This window comes from Hoyosella subflava DQS3-9A1, assembly GCF_000214175.1.
Lineage (GTDB): Bacteria > Actinomycetota > Actinomycetes > Mycobacteriales > Mycobacteriaceae > Hoyosella > Hoyosella subflava.
Window position 1 is genome coordinate 3361665 of record NC_015564.1, and the last position, 16991, is coordinate 3378655.

At 64.6% G+C, this 16991-nt stretch carries 17 protein-coding genes and 1 pseudogene; 9 read left to right on the forward strand and 9 right to left on the reverse strand.

What is annotated here, in order from left to right; translation table 11 throughout:
- Window positions 1-15 precede the first annotated feature (15 nt).
- Entirely contained in the window at window positions 16-162 is a 147-nt protein-coding gene (locus tag AS9A_RS24185; RefSeq protein ID WP_013808074.1) for a hypothetical protein, read from the reverse strand.
- On the reverse strand, window positions 153-1181 hold the full coding sequence (locus AS9A_RS15785) for a lipase family alpha/beta hydrolase (protein WP_013808075.1): 1029 nt from the start codon (window positions 1179-1181) through the stop codon (window positions 153-155). The genes AS9A_RS24185 and AS9A_RS15785 overlap by 10 nt, the downstream gene beginning before the upstream one ends.
- A gap of 24 nt (window positions 1182-1205) precedes the next feature.
- On the opposite strand from AS9A_RS15785, the gene AS9A_RS15790 reads away from it, so the two are divergent.
- Window positions 1206-1448, forward strand: a complete 243-nt coding sequence (locus AS9A_RS15790) for a hypothetical protein (RefSeq protein ID WP_041451145.1) — start codon at window positions 1206-1208, stop codon at window positions 1446-1448.
- A 248-nt stretch (window positions 1449-1696) separates the two neighbouring features.
- Here AS9A_RS15790 and AS9A_RS15795 read toward each other — a convergent pair whose 3' ends face one another.
- The 5 genes from AS9A_RS15795 to AS9A_RS22820 all read right to left on the reverse strand — a co-directional run bounded on the left by AS9A_RS15795 (window position 1697) and on the right by AS9A_RS22820 (window position 7520).
- On the reverse strand, window positions 1697-2656 hold the full coding sequence (locus tag AS9A_RS15795; protein WP_049793754.1) for an alpha/beta fold hydrolase: 960 nt from the start codon (window positions 2654-2656) through the stop codon (window positions 1697-1699).
- The gene (locus AS9A_RS15800) at window positions 2653-3279 is read right to left on the reverse strand and encodes a TetR/AcrR family transcriptional regulator (RefSeq protein WP_013808077.1); all 627 of its coding nucleotides are present in this window, start codon (window positions 3277-3279) and stop codon (window positions 2653-2655) included. Before AS9A_RS15800 ends, AS9A_RS15795 begins: the two co-directional genes overlap by 4 nt.
- Complete coding sequence (locus AS9A_RS15805) at window positions 3279-5030, reverse strand: N-acyl-D-amino-acid deacylase family protein (RefSeq protein WP_013808078.1); 1752 nt, start codon at window positions 5028-5030, stop codon at window positions 3279-3281. The genes AS9A_RS15800 and AS9A_RS15805 overlap by 1 nt, the downstream gene beginning before the upstream one ends.
- Window positions 5031-5450: 420 nt before the next feature.
- On the reverse strand, window positions 5451-5627 hold the full coding sequence (locus AS9A_RS23385) for a LuxR C-terminal-related transcriptional regulator (RefSeq protein ID WP_013808080.1): 177 nt from the start codon (window positions 5625-5627) through the stop codon (window positions 5451-5453).
- A 711-nt stretch (window positions 5628-6338) separates the two neighbouring features.
- Window positions 6339-7520, reverse strand: coding sequence for a PucR family transcriptional regulator (locus AS9A_RS22820; RefSeq protein ID WP_013808081.1), 1182 nt, complete (start codon window positions 7518-7520; stop codon window positions 6339-6341).
- Between the two features lie 117 nt (window positions 7521-7637).
- Here AS9A_RS22820 and AS9A_RS15815 point away from each other — a divergent pair, with 117 nt between their 5' ends.
- The 7 genes and pseudogenes from AS9A_RS15815 to AS9A_RS23390 form a co-directional block, all read left to right on the forward strand.
- Window positions 7638-9179, forward strand: coding sequence for an acyl-CoA synthetase (locus AS9A_RS15815; protein WP_013808082.1), 1542 nt, complete (start codon window positions 7638-7640; stop codon window positions 9177-9179).
- A 2-nt stretch (window positions 9180-9181) separates the two neighbouring features.
- Window positions 9182-9946: an enoyl-CoA hydratase-related protein gene (locus tag AS9A_RS15820; RefSeq protein ID WP_013808083.1), complete on the forward strand. Its 765-nt coding sequence runs from the start codon at window positions 9182-9184 to the stop codon at window positions 9944-9946.
- A 5-nt stretch (window positions 9947-9951) separates the two neighbouring features.
- Window positions 9952-10746: an alpha/beta fold hydrolase gene (locus AS9A_RS15825; RefSeq protein WP_013808084.1), complete on the forward strand. Its 795-nt coding sequence runs from the start codon at window positions 9952-9954 to the stop codon at window positions 10744-10746.
- Window positions 10747-10760: 14 nt separating this feature from the next.
- Complete coding sequence (locus AS9A_RS15830; RefSeq protein ID WP_013808085.1) at window positions 10761-11552, forward strand: triacylglycerol lipase; 792 nt, start codon at window positions 10761-10763, stop codon at window positions 11550-11552.
- On the forward strand, window positions 11543-11704 hold the full coding sequence (locus AS9A_RS24190; RefSeq protein ID WP_013808086.1) for a hypothetical protein: 162 nt from the start codon (window positions 11543-11545) through the stop codon (window positions 11702-11704). Before AS9A_RS15830 ends, AS9A_RS24190 begins: the two co-directional genes overlap by 10 nt.
- Before the next feature lie 22 nt (window positions 11705-11726).
- Window positions 11727-12191, forward strand: a complete 465-nt coding sequence (locus tag AS9A_RS15835; protein WP_013808087.1) for a pyridoxamine 5'-phosphate oxidase family protein — start codon at window positions 11727-11729, stop codon at window positions 12189-12191.
- Between the two features lie 446 nt (window positions 12192-12637).
- Window positions 12638-12724: pseudogene (locus AS9A_RS23390) on the forward strand (mycothiol transferase); the annotation flags it as partial.
- A gap of 510 nt (window positions 12725-13234) precedes the next feature.
- Here the strand turns inward: AS9A_RS23390 and AS9A_RS15840 are convergent.
- Entirely contained in the window at window positions 13235-14251 is a 1017-nt protein-coding gene (locus AS9A_RS15840; protein ID WP_013808089.1) for an ABC transporter substrate-binding protein, read from the reverse strand.
- An 11-nt stretch (window positions 14252-14262) separates the two neighbouring features.
- Window positions 14263-15492, reverse strand: coding sequence for an MFS transporter (locus tag AS9A_RS15845; RefSeq protein WP_013808090.1), 1230 nt, complete (start codon window positions 15490-15492; stop codon window positions 14263-14265).
- 244 nt (window positions 15493-15736) lie between these two features.
- Between AS9A_RS15845 and AS9A_RS15850 the strand changes: the two genes are divergently transcribed.
- The gene (locus AS9A_RS15850; RefSeq protein WP_013808091.1) at window positions 15737-16180 is read left to right on the forward strand and encodes an HIT family protein; all 444 of its coding nucleotides are present in this window, start codon (window positions 15737-15739) and stop codon (window positions 16178-16180) included.
- The last annotated feature ends 811 nt before the right edge of the window (window positions 16181-16991 follow it).

The following is a 16991-nucleotide window of genomic DNA, read 5'->3' on the forward strand; positions in this document are numbered from 1 at the left end:
CTCATCCTCCGTGCCCTACCGGTCGCCGGTATGCGACGACGATCGCCACAGCGGGTACACCACAGCAGGTCGATGCCAGCCATAGTTCGTCGCGATGTCGCGGCATGCCGCAGCGACACCCACGGCAGCCTGGACAACCTCGAATGGAGTGGTCAGTTGCATCCGCTGGCGAACACGTAGCAGGGCAGTCCGGGTTCGGATAGAACTCGCGGCATGGTAGCGGCCGCGTTGGTGATGTGCCCGAGTGCGGTGATGCCACCCTGGACGGCGGTCAGCGGGTCCAGGCCGGGGATGTAGGGCTGGCCGCAGACACTGGGATCGATGCGGGACAGATCTACGGGGCCCGGGTGGGTGATCGCGTCGATGATCATGGCCCAGGCGGCAGCGTCGACCGTTCCGTTGCTGATGTGATCGGCGATCCGCAGCGGGCACTTGTCCTGGATAGCGACATGTCGGTAGACGATCCCGGGCGCCGGGTCGAGCGGGGTGTCGATGGGGGCGACGCCGCCGTCAAAGCGACTGTAGATCACGCTGTAGTCGATGCCCGGGAACGTCTCTTGGCCGGAGTTGAGTGCCTGCATGTACTGGGACCCCACGCGTAGCTGCCAGGCAGCGGCCGGACAGGCAGCCAGGTCGCACGCGGTGGTGATCAAAGGCTCGGCGGGAAGGTGCAGGCTCAATCCGCGATTGGGCGGTGCGATGCCGACGAAGTCGGCCACCATCGCGCGGGTGTCGGGGAAGAAGCGCAACGCCCAGCGCGGGCGCATCGCGCCCTGACTGTGCCCGACCACAGCGATCTTGCGCCCGCTGAGGGCGAATGTCTTGCGGATCGCGTACACGTCGTACTCCCCGGCGATCGCCATGTCGCCCAGTGAGTTGGACGGCGGACTGACCGCGCACCACGGGATGTCCGCACGGGTCAGAGCTGGTTTCCAGTTCCACGAGAAATGTGAGGCACTTGTCTGCGCGGTCCCGGGAACGAGCAGCACTGCCTGCTTACCGTTCGCGAAGTTGCCCGAGCAGGTGACCGCAGCAGCTAGCTCCTCCGGGGAGGGGGACAGGGCCGGGCCCGGCGTGTCGGGGTGCGTGTACACCGGATCGCCGGCTGCCACGGGGACGAAGCCGAACACGACCAGCGCCACGAGCATTGCGCAGGTCAGGAAGCGGGAGAGGATAGACATGTTGGTCCTTCGTCAGCGCTGAGCTTGGTAGAGGGCGTCGATCGGAGCGGAATACCTGGTGGCGATGGGCCTGCGTTCGCGCCGCATGGTCGGAGTCAGTTCGTCGCCTCCGGGCAGCCGGAAGCCGGGAACGATTCCGAAGCACTTGATCTGCTCGACGCGAGCCAGCTTGGCGTTGGCCGCGTCGATGGCGGTCTGGATCTGGCGCGCACACAGTGTCGGCAGCGGGCACGGCGGGTCGGCCCGGATCTCGTGGGTGGCGGCTGAATCTCCCGCACACGACCAGGCGAGGGGCTTATCTGTCTGAGCGACAGTTGGTCAAGGCTGCTGGGTCCGGTAGCTGGCACAGCCGGTGGGCTGGTGGTGGCCCCAGCTCTTCGGCCCATGGAGCGAGCACGACAACGCATCGTCCGGTGCGGACCACCTCGGCACCTGGTGCGCGAGGGCCGGGCGGTCGCGTGGCCGCGGCCACCGGTGGCGCCGGTGAGGAAGCCAGGCCTCCTGGAGTTCGTCGGTCATGGCTGCTTCATTCTCGGGTCGGCGGATTCCAATGGAGTTTCCGGCTTCTCGCCAGAAGAGAGGAACTCGCGGATCAGCTCAGCGACGCGGTCGGGCGCCTCGATCATCGGTGTGTGCCCCACATGCTCGAGCACTGCGATCATGATTGTTCGCACTGCCCGGTAGCGTGCCAGCGAGGCATCCACGTTGTAGAAGCGGTCCTCTCGGCCGAAGATGACGAGCGCCGGCAATGCGAGTTTGTCCAGCCGTGCGTCCAGGCCAAGCCGTCCGGTCCACGCCTGCCGCCGCCTAATGGATTCGGTGAAGGCGGGGTGGTTCAGGCTGCGGGCGTCCTCGAGCCCCTGAGCGGGGTTACCGAATGCTGTGGCCATGTCGAAGCCCTTCGCGAATGCTCGGCGCACCACGCGTTTGGTGACGAACGCGGGACCATGGTGCTGCAATATCGGGCCGATCCATGGGATGTGAATCATCCACTCGCCGGATGGCAGCGTTCCGGTGCTCGTGTCGGGCCCTTCGCCCATCAGCACAAGCCGGGTGATGCGGGTGGTGTGCTCGGCGGTAGCCACGCCGAAGAGGCTGCCCATCGAGTGGCCGACAACCGTGACGTCGTTCAGGTCCAAATCGGAGAGCAGACGCGCATAGAGCCGACCTTGGCTGTCGGGGTCATAGCCGGACGTCGGTCGTGCAGAACCGCCGTGCCCGAGGAGGTCGACCCGGATGATCCGGCATTCCGGCAGGCGGGCAACGACCTGGTCGAACCATGCCATGGACGCACCGAAGCCGTGCAGCATCAGGAGTGCGGGTCCGTCGACCGGGCCGTCCGCTCGGACGTGCAGGCCGACGCCATCGACCGACATAACCCTTCCTGCACCGCCTGTCGCCGGCTCGGCGCTGGTGCGACCGGTCAAGCTGCCGACACGCCAACGCCCGGGTGACGATATGTTCTTGGTGGTCATGCACTTCTCCTGAGACCCAGCAGGCGGACCAGGACGGTCCCGATCGTGTCGGTTGGAACGCTGCCCGGATCGGCGAGCTCTTCGATGGCGAGGCCGTTGTTCAATGCCAGGATGGTGAACATGAGCGTGCGCGCGGAGACGGCTGCGCCTGCGCCCCAGCCGGTGAGCGCTTCGTCGGCTAACTCGGTCAGTTGCTGGTGGTAGTCGCGGCGCTTCTCGACCCATCGCTCGCGTAGCTGGTCGTCGCGGACGGCACGAAGCCAGAACTCGGTGAACAGCAGCTGCCATTCGCGGCTCTGCTGCATCGCGGCGGTCAGCTGCTGACCGGCTGCGAGTGCGGTCGCTTCGTTGATGACGGTGAGATCGGCCTGGCCGAGGATTGCCCGTACTGCCGCGATGCGGCCTGTCACCTCCCGGTCGAAGAGCTCGAAGAACAGGTCGTCCTTGTTCGTGAAGTTGGAGTAGAGCGCACCGGTGGTGAACCCGGCGGTGGCCGCGACCTGTTGCATGGTGGCTCCGGCGAAGCCGCGTTCGGCGAACACAGTGGAGGCCGCTTGCAGGAGCCGGTCGCGGACCTCGGCGCGGGGTGTCCGGCGGTTGATCGGGACTGGGACAAAGTTCATTACTGTGCCTTCCCTGCCCGCAGGAAAGTCCCCGAGCGTCGCGTCGTGCCGAATCCGTCGGCGAAGGTGCCGTAGCGGTAGACGACCTGACCGCCGACGATGGTTGCGGCCACGGCATTGTCGTTGCGGTTGACCATTCGGGAGACGCCCCCGAGTCCGTCGAGGGTGGCTTCGGCGTAGTCGGCCGAGGCCTCCGAGAGCCCGGCGGGGTCGATGACGGCGATGTCGGCGCGGTCCCCCAGGCGGAGGGTGCCGGCGTCCAGGCCGTACCAGTCGCCGAGTTCGCCGGTGAGCCGGTGTACAGCGCGTTCGAGGCTGAGGAACTCGTGGCCGTCCTCGGCAGCCTCCTTGACTCGTCTCAGTAGGCGAAGGCCGGCGTTGTAGAACGCCATGTTGCGCAGGTGGGCGCCGGAGTCGGCGAAACCCATCTGGATCTGAGGGTTGTCCGCGATCTTGTCGAGCACGTCGGGCCGGTGGTTAGCGATTGTCGTACGCCAGCGCAAGGCGGCGCCATGGGCGACCACCAGGTCAAGGAAGGCATCAGCGGGGTGAATGCCCCGCTCTTGGGCGACGCGGCCGAACGACTTGCCGATCACCTCGGCGTCAGGGCAGCTGACGATGTCGGCGTCGAACAGGTCGCGGTGCCATAGCTGTGGACCGAACCGGCGCTCCAAGTCCTTGCGGAACTGGCGGCGGTAAGCCTCGGTGTCCACGAGCTTGCCGCGCTTGAGCACGTCGCGCACGTTCAATGCCGCGGCACCCGAGCCGAACTCCTCGAAGACGACCAGGTCGATTCCATCGGCGTACACCTCGAACGGCACCGGCAGGTGCTGCCAGCGCAAGTCCGAGGCGGCCACCCGGTTCAGCAACGCCGTCGCCTTGGTCAGCAACCAGATCAGCTTCGGGTCTGCCTTGAGATCTGCCGCCGTGAGCATCGTGGTCTTCAAGGGCGCTCTGCCTCGACCAGCGCTCTGGGCGAAGAACTTGCCGACCTCGGCCTTACGGGCAGCGTTGGGTGTGCACTGGTGCACGCGCCCGCGGTCGCGGAGCACGCGGTTCAGTGCGCGGTACTCTCGCCAGGTCGCGTAGGTGGAGGGAAGTTGACGCGCCGGGTAGCGCACGCCGTCCAGCTTCGAGAATGAACTTCTGATGGTCGACAGTCCCACGAACCCGGCGTCTAGCGCATCGCCTAACATCGCGCGCATCCGGCCCAACTCCGCGGGAGTCGGGCGCTCGCCTGGATCGGTGGCCCGGTCCAAGCCCATGACCGCCGCGCGGATGTCGGAGTGGCCGATGAACGCCGCGACGTTAGGTCCCAGCGGGCGAGACTCGAGTGCCTCCACGTAGCGGTGTGGATTTGCCCAGGTCTGGTGTTCCTTGACCGCTGAGTGCACGGCCTCCCACGGCAGGGCTTCGACGCGCGAGAACAGGTCCGCGCAGTCGTCGGGGGAGGCGTACACAGTGGAAAGGGAGCAGTTCCCGAAGACCACGGTCGTAACGCCGTGGCGCACCGATTCCGAGAGCCCGGGGGCAACCAACACCTCAGCGTCGTAGTGCGTGTGGACATCGATAAGGCCCGGCATCACCCACAGGCCGTCAGCGTCGACGACCTCCGCTCCCTCGGTCACCAAGGGTTCAGCGCTGATCGCCGTCACCCGTCCCGCACGTATTCCTACATCACGCATCGCGGGTTGAGCACCGGTTCCGTCGAAGAAGTATCCGCCTCGGATCACCAGATCGAAACCGCCCATGACGTTTGCCTCCCGATCTAGATAATGGTCATTATTCAATAATCGACATTATCGAAGGACGCTCGGGTCGTCAAGATGGCCATCCGGCTGTGCGCCCGCCTGGTCGTACCCGGGCAGCGCCGCCTGCACCACAAGGTCGAGCGACAGGCACGGCACGCCGGACAGGTCCAGGGTGGCGACTTCCTAGCTCTTTGCCTGCGCGGCCGCCCGGCCGGGCACACCAGGGCGATAGTGCGTTTGATGCAATCCCGGCGGGATCCACGGTTCTGGCGTGGAACAGGCAGTACTTGCCTACAGTCCGTGGCGCTGGAGGTCGTGGATACGACAGCAAGCGATGTCGCCCAACATCCTTGCTGACGCTGTACAGCGCAGGGCGAAAACATGATTCACTGTTTGTCTGTGTTCTCGCCACCGGCATGCTCACACATCCCGCAGGTACGCGGCGTAGTCGCTGGCTTGGTCGGGGCTGTCGATGCCGAGTTGCGCATGAGCCGAGCGACATAGCGCGCGGACGGTGTTGTCGGTGAAGAACATCCGATTCGCGATCTGGGTGTTGGTGAGTCCTTCGGCCAGCAACAGCAGGATGGTCATCTCCATCGTCGTCAGAACCCCAAGAACCGTTCACCGACCGGGCGGTCTTGGGATTATTACCTATTCTGAACTGGCATTTCCTTGCCTCAACACATCCCATCACTTCCTACCGAACCCCCTGGATTCCCACCATTTCGGCCGCAAAACTGGCACTCAAAATGGCACTGCGATTCCCACCACATCCCACCGGTTCCGCCCTGTCGACCATCCGCCGGTACATCCGGGACTCTGTCCGACAGCCGAGGTGGCACGTTGAGCTGCGATCGCTGGGTTATGAGCCAACGAGGACCCATCCCAGGCCGTCCCTCCACATTCGGCGGATTCGTTCTGTTCTGGTCAACGGGGTTTCGCTCGTCCGTCCTGTCCCGCCTCATGCCACCCGGCCCACCGTATTTCGCCGTGCCCGGTTGCCAATCCGTTGCCAATTCCGGGCGTTCGGGCACGAAAAACTGACACTCCTCGGTCCCCTTGAAGAGCGGACGGACCCGGAGTACTCGCTCGGCGCGCTGACCCCGTCAGGTCCAGTGATCAAGACAGAGTCGACGTCGGAGGTCCGGCGTAGGATCGCTGGACATCAAGGTCGTCCCGTATTCGGAATGCTCAATGCCGCGCATGACCTGCGCGAGTACCAGGTAGTCACACCCACGCGGAGCCGCTGTTCGGGTCGCGACAGTCGGCGGTGCGGTCGTCACTTCGTTGGCTGCGGTCGGGCCCGGATCATATGCCCCGGCGGGTGGTTTCCCGGTATCGGATGGCCCACCAGACTTGCAGGGTGGCATGGGGTTTGCGGAGGTCGGTGCCGGTGAGGCCTTCGAATCTGGCGATGCGGTAGCGGACGGTGTTGGGGTGTACGACGAGTTGTGCTGCGGTGAGGTCGGCGCGCATACCGGTGTCGATGTAGCGGTCGACGGTGTCGATGAGGAGCTGTGCCTGTGCGTCGGTGCCGAGGGGAAGGAGGAGCCGGCGGAGGAGTTCGGCCCCGAGGTCGTGGTCGGCGATGACGGCGGGTAGTACACCCAGGGATTCCAGGGTGTTCGGCCCCGGTCGGCCGAAGGTTTCGGCGGTGGCCAGCGCTCGGCCCGCCAGGCCGAAGGATCGTGGCAGATCGGCAAGTGGGACGGGCGGGCCGATGCCGATGGTGGATGTGGTGTAGAGGGTTCTGGCCGATTCGAGCACACCGGCAAGGTCGCCGTCGACGACGGTCGTCAACCCGTACGAGGCCGCGGCGCGCATCGACCAGGGCGATGCGTCGGTGGTGTCGGGGTCGGTGAGCCGGGTTCGGAATGCGCGGTATTCGACGTCCGGATCGAGGCCGTATCGATCGGCTTGTTGCCGTACGGCGGCGGCGCCGAGCGTACCGAGCAGCAGCGCACGGGTGAAATCGGCTCGCATATGCAGGTCGCGTCGGGACAGTTCCAGCTCGACTTCGCGGTGGGCTGCCGCGTAGGCAGTGGTTGCCTGGTCGACCAGTGCGAGCAACTGATGGGTGGTGTCGAGGAGCAGCGCGTCGGGAATCTCAAGGTCGCGACCCGCTTTTGTTATCGCGAACAATACGTCCTGAATGGTCACCCGCCAGCTGTGCTGGATGTCTGGCAGTGAAACCCCTTGCTGAGCGCGTATTTTCCCGTAATCGCGGAAGACTTGCAGGTCGTCTTCGTTCAACGGACTCTGTCGGCCCAGGGCGTCGATCATGCGATCGAACAACACCGGCGACGTGCGGGCGACGGTCGCTGCCGAGATCGCGGAGTAGCCAGCCGCGGCGGCCTGCGATCGATGTGTCATGGCATCGATGAGCTGCTCTTTTTGTTCCATGAGCTGAGTCAGGAGGCGTCGTAGCTGCGCGGCCTGTGGTGGTTCGGCGGTGGCTCCCATGGTGTTGTCGAGAGTATGGCGACCCATTGGAATGAGCAACAAAATCGTCGTGATCGCGTTGGCATCGGATCCATGGTGTGACCTACGCCGCTGCCCGAATACTCGACACGGGCGGACTGCCGTACTCGACGACAAGGGCAAGGGATGTATCTGACACAGGGGTTGCATCGCGCGGTGCAACAGCACCCCGAGCGGGTGATGACGATCTATCGGGACCGTCGGCGGACGTATGCCGAAGCGGCCCAGCGCATTGCCGCATTGGCGGGAGCGCTGCGTGGGTTGGGCGTCGGCGACGACGAGCCGGTGGCGATCCTGTCGCTGAATTCGGATCGCTACAGCGAGTTCCTGCTGGCGGTGCCGTGGGCGAACGCGGTGATCAATCCGGTCAATATCCGGTGGAGTCCCGCCGAAATCGCTTACTCACTCACCGATTCCGACAGTCGGGTGCTGTTCGTCGACGAGGCTTTCGCGCCGATGGTGGCGGCCATCCGGGAGCAGAGCGAGTGTTTACGCACCGTGGTGTACTGCGGCGAGGGCCTCGTGCCGGAGAGCATGCTCGACTACGAGGAACTTGTCGCGGCCTCCGACCCGATTCCCGACGCCCGCCGCGGCGGTCACGCGGTCGCGGGAGTGTTCTACACCGGCGGCACCACGGGATTCCCGAAGGGGGTACTGCTCAGCCACGCGAATCTGCAGACTTCGATACTGGGCGGGCTGGCCACCGGGCTCTTCGACAAAGACTCCCGAATCCTGCACGCCACCCCTATGTTTCACCTCGCCGATCATTTTCTGTGGGCGTGCGGGGTAAGCCTGGGTGGTACGCACGTGATCGTCCCGGCCTTCGATCCGCCGGCGGTGCTGGCGGCGATCCAGGAGCATCGGGTCACCGAAACCGTTCTGATCCCCATCATGATTCAGTTGCTGGCCGATCATCCGGCGGCGGCCGAGCATGATCTCTCGTCGATGCGGCACCTGTTCTATGGCGGCGCGCCGATCTCGCGGGCCGTGCTGGACCGGGCGGTCGCGGCCTTCCCGCACGCGCGGTTCGTGCAGGCGTACGGGATGACCGAGGTCGCCGCCATCGCCACCATGCTCACCCCCGGCGATCACACCGACACCCTGCTGGGTACGGCCGGGCGCGCGTTGCCGCACAGCGAGGTGCGCATCGTCGATGCCGAGGACCTCGAGGTGCCGCGCGGCACGGTCGGCGAGATCGTGGTGTGCGGCGGCCATGTCATGCTCGGCTATCTGAACAAGCCGGAGGAGACCGCGGCGGTCCTGCGAGACGGCTGGATGCACACCGGCGACGGCGGATTCATGGACGACGCCGGCTACGTCCATGTGGTCGACCGGCTCAAGGACATGATCATCACCGGCGGGGAGAACGTGTACTCCGCCGAAGTGGAGAACGCGATCTCCGCCCATCCGGCGGTCGCGTTGTGCGCGGTCATCGGTATACCCGATCCGACGTGGGGTGAGCGGGTACACGCGGTGATCGTCTGCCGTGCCGGTCGAACGGTCACCTTCGAGGAGATCCGCGAGCACACCAAGGCGCTCATCGCCGGGTACAAGGTGCCGCGCAGCATCGAGATCACCGAGTCCCTGCCGCTGTCGGGAGCGGGAAAGATCCTCAAACGCGCACTGCGCAAACAGTTTTGGAACGAATCGGAAAGGCAGGTGTCGTAGTGGTGACCAGCACCGCGGACATTCTGGAATGCACTCGCGTCGACGACACCCTGGTGCTCACCATGCAGCGCGAGCGCCAGCGCAACGCGATCGACGCCGAGCTGACCGCGGCTCTGGACGCGGCGCTGAACGAGCTGGACGACAATCCCGAGCTGCGCGCCGGTGTGTTGACCGGCGCGGGTGCGGTATTCAGCGCGGGCACCGATCTCAAGCGCGGCTCGGGCGCACCGACCGCACGCGGTGGGGAATACGGCCTGGTGCGCCGTCACCGCGTCAAACCGCTCATCGCGGCGGTCGACGGCCCCGCCCTGGGCGGCGGGTTCGAACTGGTGCTGGCGTGTGATCTGGTGGTGGCCTCCACGGCCGCGTCGTTCAGCCTGCCCGAAGTGCGGCGCGGGGTAATCGCGGCGTGCGGGGCGCTGTTCCGTACCGCCCGGGCGTTGCCGCGCAATATCGCCACCGAACTGCTGCTCACCGGTGAGCCCCTCGCTGCTGAACGCGCGCACGCGCTCGGGCTGGTCAATGTGTTGACCGAGCCGGGCAAGGCTGTCGAGTCGGCGCTCGAGCTGGCCGGTCGGCTGCGTGTCAACGGGCCGGTATCCATCCGGGAAACCCTGCGCGCGCTCGATAGCTACCACGCTGCCTCCGACGAAACCGGTTGGGCCGTCACACAAAGGGCGATCGAGACCGTGCTCGCCTCCGAAGACTGCCGCGAGGGGATCCTCGCGTTCGCGGACAAGCGCGCCCCGGGCTGGACGGGACGGTGACCCAGATGTACTTCCGCGAAGACGGCAACCCACAGGGCAAACCGATCGTGCTCGTGCACGGGTTCGCCTGCTCGTTGCACTGGTACGACCGCGTCGTGCCGCGACTGGCCGACGACTACCGGGTCATTCGAGTTGATCTCAACGGCCACGGGCTTACCGGTGGCGATCAGGGCCTCGATCCGCAGGACCAGACCCATTCCCTGGCAGCGGTTCTCGATGAGCTCGACCTCACCGACGCGATGGTGGTCGGGCATTCCTATGGCACCGATACGGCCTTGGGCGTCGGAGCGATCTCGGCTCGTGTCAGTGAGATCGTGATCATGAGCCAATCGCCGGACTACAGCCTCGCCAAGTTGCCTCGCGGCCATTCGCTGGTCGGTTTGCCGATGGTGCCGCAACTGGTGCACCATCTGACACCGGATTGGGTGGTGTGGCGGGTGTTACGCGGCGGATTCCGGCCCGGCTTCGACATCGGATCCGGTTTCGATGATCCGCGCCAGCCGCTGCACGACCGCGCGGTGATGTCGCGCGGTATGTACCGCGCCGTGGCGCAAACTCGCGATCTCGAGTTGCGGGCGGAACCGCTCGATGCCCGGGTCTACGGCATCGACAAACCCGTGCTCGCGATCCACGGCCGTCACGACCAGTTCTTCGACTGCGAGGCAAGCATCACGCGCTACCGCGCCGCGGGTGCGACCGTGCGAGTCATCGAAAACGCCGGCCACACCCCCAATGTGGAGACCCCCGACGAGGTCGCCGCGCTGCTGCGCGAATTCCTCATCGCGCCTCGCCCGCTATAGAACCCAGGACACTCATGAAATTCGCGGACACAATGCGGTGTCTGACCGTCGTCACGGTGATGGCGCTCGCGCTCGGCGGGGTCCCCGCAGCAGCGCCGCCCACGGGCTCGAGCGATGCCGCCGTCGATGCCTTTTACCTTCCTCCCGACCCGCTCCCCGGATCGGCAGCCGGTGACGTCATTCGCACCCAACCGTTCCCGCTCCCGTTGTCGCTCCGGCTGAACGACGTCACGATCCCGGCGACCGCGCAACGGATCATGTACCGCAGCAACGACGCCCACGACGAGCCGATCGCGGTGACGGGCACCTACTTCGAGCCCAGCCAACCCTGGACCGGGCCCGGCGATCGACCGCTGGTCACCATGGCGGCGGGCACCCAGGGCCAAGGCGACGACTGCGCACCGTCGAAGCTGTTCGGAAAACTGCTCAACTACAACTTCCCGTTCGACGTCATGACCGAGTACGCCGGACTCGGCACCCCCGCGGTGCACGACTGGATGAACCGTGAGTCCCAAGGTCACGCCGTGCTGGCCGCGGCCAGGGCGGCTCGGAAACTACCCGGCACCTCCCTGGGCGCGGCCTCACCGCTCGCGATCGCGGGCTACTCCCAAGGTGGTGGTGCGGCAGCCTCGGCCGCGGAGATGCAGCCCGGCTTCGCACCCGAACTCGACCTGCGCGGCAGCTTTGTGGGCGCGACCGCATCACCAACGACAGCGGAAAACGAGAGGTCGCCACCTCGTGCGTGCCGGATCTGTTGCTGCGCAACATGTTCCGGAGCTCGCGCGAGGGCACGACCGTGGAACTGAACAAGTTCGATCGAATTCCCCCGTGGTTCAACGGCCTCGGGGTCGGACATGGGATCGGCATGCTCCCGTATTTGTCGGCGATGACCGACTGGCTGCTGGCTCGGTTCGCCGACGTTCCGACGACCGGCAACTGCTCAGCCCTGCCGAACTGACCACAGACCGAAAGAAGCATCGATGAAACAGCAACGACGCGGCCGCAAGATCGCCATGACCCCCGATGAAATCGACGCCTTCCTCGCCGAGGAGCGCACCTGCCGCGTCGCCACCCTCACCGCATCCGGACACCCTCACGTCGCGCCACTCTGGTTCGTGTGGGACGGCGAAAGCCTGTGGCTGTACTCGATCGTGAAAAGCCAGCGGTGGACCGACCTCACCCGTAACCCGGACATCGCGATCGTCATCGACGCCGGCAAAGACTACTTCGAACTGCGCGGCGTCGAAATCCTCGGTCGAGCAGTTGTGGTCGGCGAGGTACCGCGCACTGACACCCCCGACCCGATCCTGAGCGAGCCGGAATCATTGTTCGCGCGCAAGTACTTCGACACCGACCAGATCCCCGCCGACTACAAGCACGCCTGGCTGCGGATCACCCCGGACAAGCTCACCAGCTGGAATTTCGCCAAACTCATCGAACTATGACCCACACGCGCCCGGGCAGCCGTAGAGGCGAATTACTCTACTGCAGCGCCAGGCCGATGCCTTCGGCCCGGCCAATAACACGCCGGTCGTCGCCTAGGTGGCGAGCGTGGACTGCCCGCTGACAGCGAAGGTGCGGACCGCCCGGCGCGACGCGGCCTCACTGCTGCAAGGCTGAACCAAGGACACCGTCGCGACCGACAACAGGGGGCTGCTGGACGAACTGCCCGCAGAGCTGGACCGCTGAGCCAGGGCAGCGTGGTGGTCGGCACTAACCCTGCGAGTTCCTACTGGACGAGTGACCTTCGTCGCTGTGCAAGGCAAGAATGGCTTGCAAGCCGAGGGGTCCGGCCCGAGGTAATCCCGGAGCCTGAAGTGATCCGCCGCGCGTGTTGTGTTACGCCCCGGCCGACGGGGGCCGGTGTGTGTTTTTCGATTGCTGGGATGAGCTCTCTAGGCGGATCGAGGAGACCGGCCGCCACGCAGGCCACGCCGACATCCTCCGCGAATTGATCGACGGCGCCACCGGGCGCTGACCCCCCGGGACAGGAACACATGATCACCGCATTGCCGTGGCAACAGCACCCACACAAGTGCCCACGCTGCTGATGGCCGCCCAGGGCCAGCTCGACCCGGACCGGGCGACCGCGGCCCCACGGAGGACCAATATCGTGCAGGCAGTGGACGTGCCGAACGCAGGACACTGGCTCATCGAGGAGAACCCTCAGTCATCACCTCGGAACTGCTGCGTTTCCTCGACGGATGAGCCCCGAGCGGGCCATGATCCCCAACGGGACCTAGATGGTTCGGTACCAGCGCACCGGCATCGCTAGATCGGATAGGAATCCGCGATGACCAGGCGTTTTCCGGCTGCCCATGTCTTGTGTGTCCTGCCGAGGGCACTTAAAGAATCCGACCGGAACCATTCTGGCTGCTGCGGCGTCCATCTGATCAACGGAAAACCGTCAGATTGGACATTTCAATGGATATTTCAGGTCGCGCCGGTAAATCTCAGGACAACCCGGAACCACCTAGCGTGCCGGTCCCTAACCGCACGTGTCGGGGTGCATCACCGATGCGCGCGCTGCAACGCCCTCGCCAAGCAATGGGCCCGCATAGACTTCGCTGCGGCGCAGCACCAGCACACGGTCGCTGACAATCGCGTCGACGGTATTCAGTTCAGGCCTCGACCGGATCAGGGATAAGGTCTCCTCGGGTGAAGGTCCTGTTGCGTTGTCCACTACGACAATGACCTCAGGATCACGCTCAGCAACGGCTGACCACGACATCGCCCCCCACAACCGGGGCACGTCGCTAAAGATGTTCTCGCCACCAGCGAGACGATCGAGGAAGCTAGCAAAGGTCAGCCCCGGTGCGGTTTCCGCGATCTCAGCGTCGCCCCCGCTGATTGTCACGGTTCGGGCTGGGGGCCGCGGGCTGTCGCTGACGCACGCTTGAACGTCGAGAATCTTCCGCTGCCACTCGGTTACCAATTGCTCTGCCCGATCGCTGACACCGAAAAGCACACCGATATTCCGAACATCGTCGAAGTACTCGTCGACTGAAGCGGGCGGCAAGTTATCGATCACGCGACGGCAGGTTTCAGAAAGTGCGTAGCTCGGGATCCCCGCTTCCCGCAGCGCTTCGGGAGTTAATCCCGTCTGCTGCGAGAATCCCTGCATCCATCCCGCGATCACAAGGTCCGCTTCGGCTTCGAGGATGTCCTCAAGCGTGAAGTCGGCCGAACTGAGCTCGGGGATGTTCGCATACTGTTCCGCGTACTGTTCGGGGATGTTCCGCTGATCACCCGCGCCCGCATACCCCGCCAGATGGTCGTGGAGCCCCAGTTCGAGCAGAAGCTCAAAGACCGCCGGATCGTTGACGACCACGCGCTGGGGAACTGCGCGCACGGTGACCTCTTCGCCACAGCTCTCGACTGTCGCGGGAAAGGCAGTTGGTTGCTCCGCGTCGTCCGCAGGGTCGCTGACGTCGCCAATTGTGCAGCCCCCGGCAAGCGGAACTGCTAGCGCAACCAACAAAGCGATCACACGGTGACGGGTCATAGCGTTCAGTGTCACCCTTCGTCGGGCCGCTTCCTGGGATCAACACGGTCGTGATCCGATGATTCGGTGCGCGCCTCACGCGCGGCGCGGACGATCGTCTCGGGTGCGAAAAGCCAGTAGATCGCCGCGGCGATCAGCATCGCGCCCGTTAGTGCGAATGCAGCTCCGAACGACACTTGCTCCGCAATCAGACCAGCGAGGATCGGTCCGACGATGGCACCGAAGTCGGACGTCATCTGGAAGGTTGCAAGCGCCCGGCCGCCGTTGCGGTCTGATCCGATAATGTCGGCCACGGCCGCCTGCTGCCCTGGAACGAACAAGCCGGTCCCCATGCCACCGATCACGCACAGCACAATGAACACCCACGTGACGTCAGACAAACCCAGTGCAATCGTCGCGCCACCGGCGACTAGCAACCCAAGGACCGTTGGCGGCTTTCGCCCATAACGATCAGACAGCCGCCCACCGGTAATCAAAACAAGTGCCATTCCTGCGGAAAAGGCAGCGAGGGCCATGCCTGCCAGACGAGGACCGGCCGTCAGCGCTGCTACGGCGAATAGCGGAATAACAGCTACGCGGACACCGAACGTCGCCCAGCCGTGGGCCAGGTTGGTGAGCAAGGCCGCCCGGTACGAAGGGTCCCTTATCGCGTCCCGAACGAGGAACTCCTCGCGCCTCGATTGCGCTCCGCTCTCCCCTGGTCCGGTGTGACTCAACTGGGTCTGGACCACAATGATTGCCACAACCAAGGCCGCGGCATAGACGATGAACGGAACACGTAGCCCTAGGCCGCCGAGCAATCCGCCGATCAGCGGCCCCCCGATCGAGCCAAGCAGGAACGCCGAACTGTACAAGCTGTTGACGCGACCGCGCATATCCGGGGGCGCCAGCCGGATCAGAAGCGCCATCGCTGAAATCGTGAACATCGTGGAACCGACGCCACCTAGCCCGCGAAAAATCATGAGCTGCCAGTAGTTCTGGGCGGCGGCACACGCCGCGGTGGACACGGCGACTATGGCAAGTCCCCCGAGGTACACCGGACGTTCCCCGAGTTTTTGTACCAACTGCCCGCTCGCAGGCGCGAATATCAGGCGCGTCAGCGCGAACACACTCACGATCGCGGAAGCCGCCGTGATTCCCACGTTGAAGCTTCTCGCGAACTCGGGAAGCACTGGAGCTATGAGGCCGAAGCCGAGCGCAATGACAAATGCAGCGGCGACCAGCACCCATATCTGCCGCATGGTGTGCTGGTGGCTACCTGACGCTGGCGCCGACCTTCGGCGGCGAATGAACCTGCCCATCGTGGCAGAGCCTATGGTGCGGACTCGGGATCCGCTACAGCGCCTTCAATTCTCTACTCGTGTCCGCCGCTCCTGAAGCGTGGAAATAGAGTGTCCTCGTTGCGGGGCGCGAGGAAGCCGCGAGGCAAGGCGGACATCTGGGAGTACCCGGTGTAGACGCGGTGTAATCCGTCACACTTGTGTGATGGATCAGCAAGAGTGCATCTTCTGCAGCATCGTGGCGGGGTCCGGCCCCGCCCACGTCGTGTACGAAGATGAGAATGTTGTCGCTTTTCTTGACATTCGACCGATCAAGCGCGGCCACACCCTGGTCATCCCTCGAACTCACGCACAGGACCTGAGCGAACTGCCACAACAATTAGGTGCGCAAGTATTCTCGGCCGCACAGATTATCGCGCGGGCCGTCCGCGACGAGAGAATTGGGGCCGAGGGCGCCAATATCGTGATCAACGACGGCGAAGCAGCCTTCCAAACCGTCCCGCACACGCATATCCACGTGATTCCGCGGCGCCACGGCGACAAAATGCGGCTCGCGGGGGGCCTACTTACCCGGCGCGCGTCAGCACTGCCCGAGACAGCGGCACTATTGCGCGCGGCGATCAATGAGGCCGCGGGGACGCAGGACTAGATATCTCACGGCAGCCTGTCGCCTCCTGCCGCTAGCCCGTCGCTCTCGAACCTGGCGAGTGTGAGCGAGACGCAATTTCCGAAACCCAAGGCGAGCTTCGCTGATGAGAGCTCGAACGCCGCTCGCGCAACTCATCTGCGCCCTCAAGCATGACCGCTATCAACTGTTCCGGATCTGATTCAAAAACAAACCTCATCCGGCGAAGTTCGCCAGGCGCAAACAACGCAGAGGACTCTATGGCGCTCATCCAATATTCGATATCGCCGTTGCGTATCGCTTCAATGGACTGGCGATCAGCAAGGCCATCAGCGCACTCGTATGCGAGGATCGCGCGAACGAGCTCGCGGGTACCAGAGGTCACCGTCATCATCTCTCCAACTCTCCACCAAGCCCGACCGACCCCGACCTCGGATGGGCTCAGATTGCGCAGTCGCCTCCGCGACCTCCCTCTTGGTTCCGCTCCAGCCAGGCAGACAGGAGCTAATCGGGTAGACAGCCCATGAGGCCAGCGCTTTCACCGGCCTGGACAATTTTTATGGTAGCCGCACTTAAGCCCATTGAACACCACCGTTTGGTGATGTTTACAAAACGCACAGATAACATGACTGAAACCCTTATCACAGGAGGATAACGGCCGCAGAGAATCTTTAAGGTTTGCACAAATATTGCACAAGTCAGAGCGATCTCGAGTACTAGGTCAGGAGCGGAGACCTCCCCGCTTTAGCGTCCTGAGCTGCAGATTCACCCCCTTGGAGCAGTCGGCCCTTCGGGGTCTGACAGGCACTGCTGGCGAATGACCGTCCACTTTCAC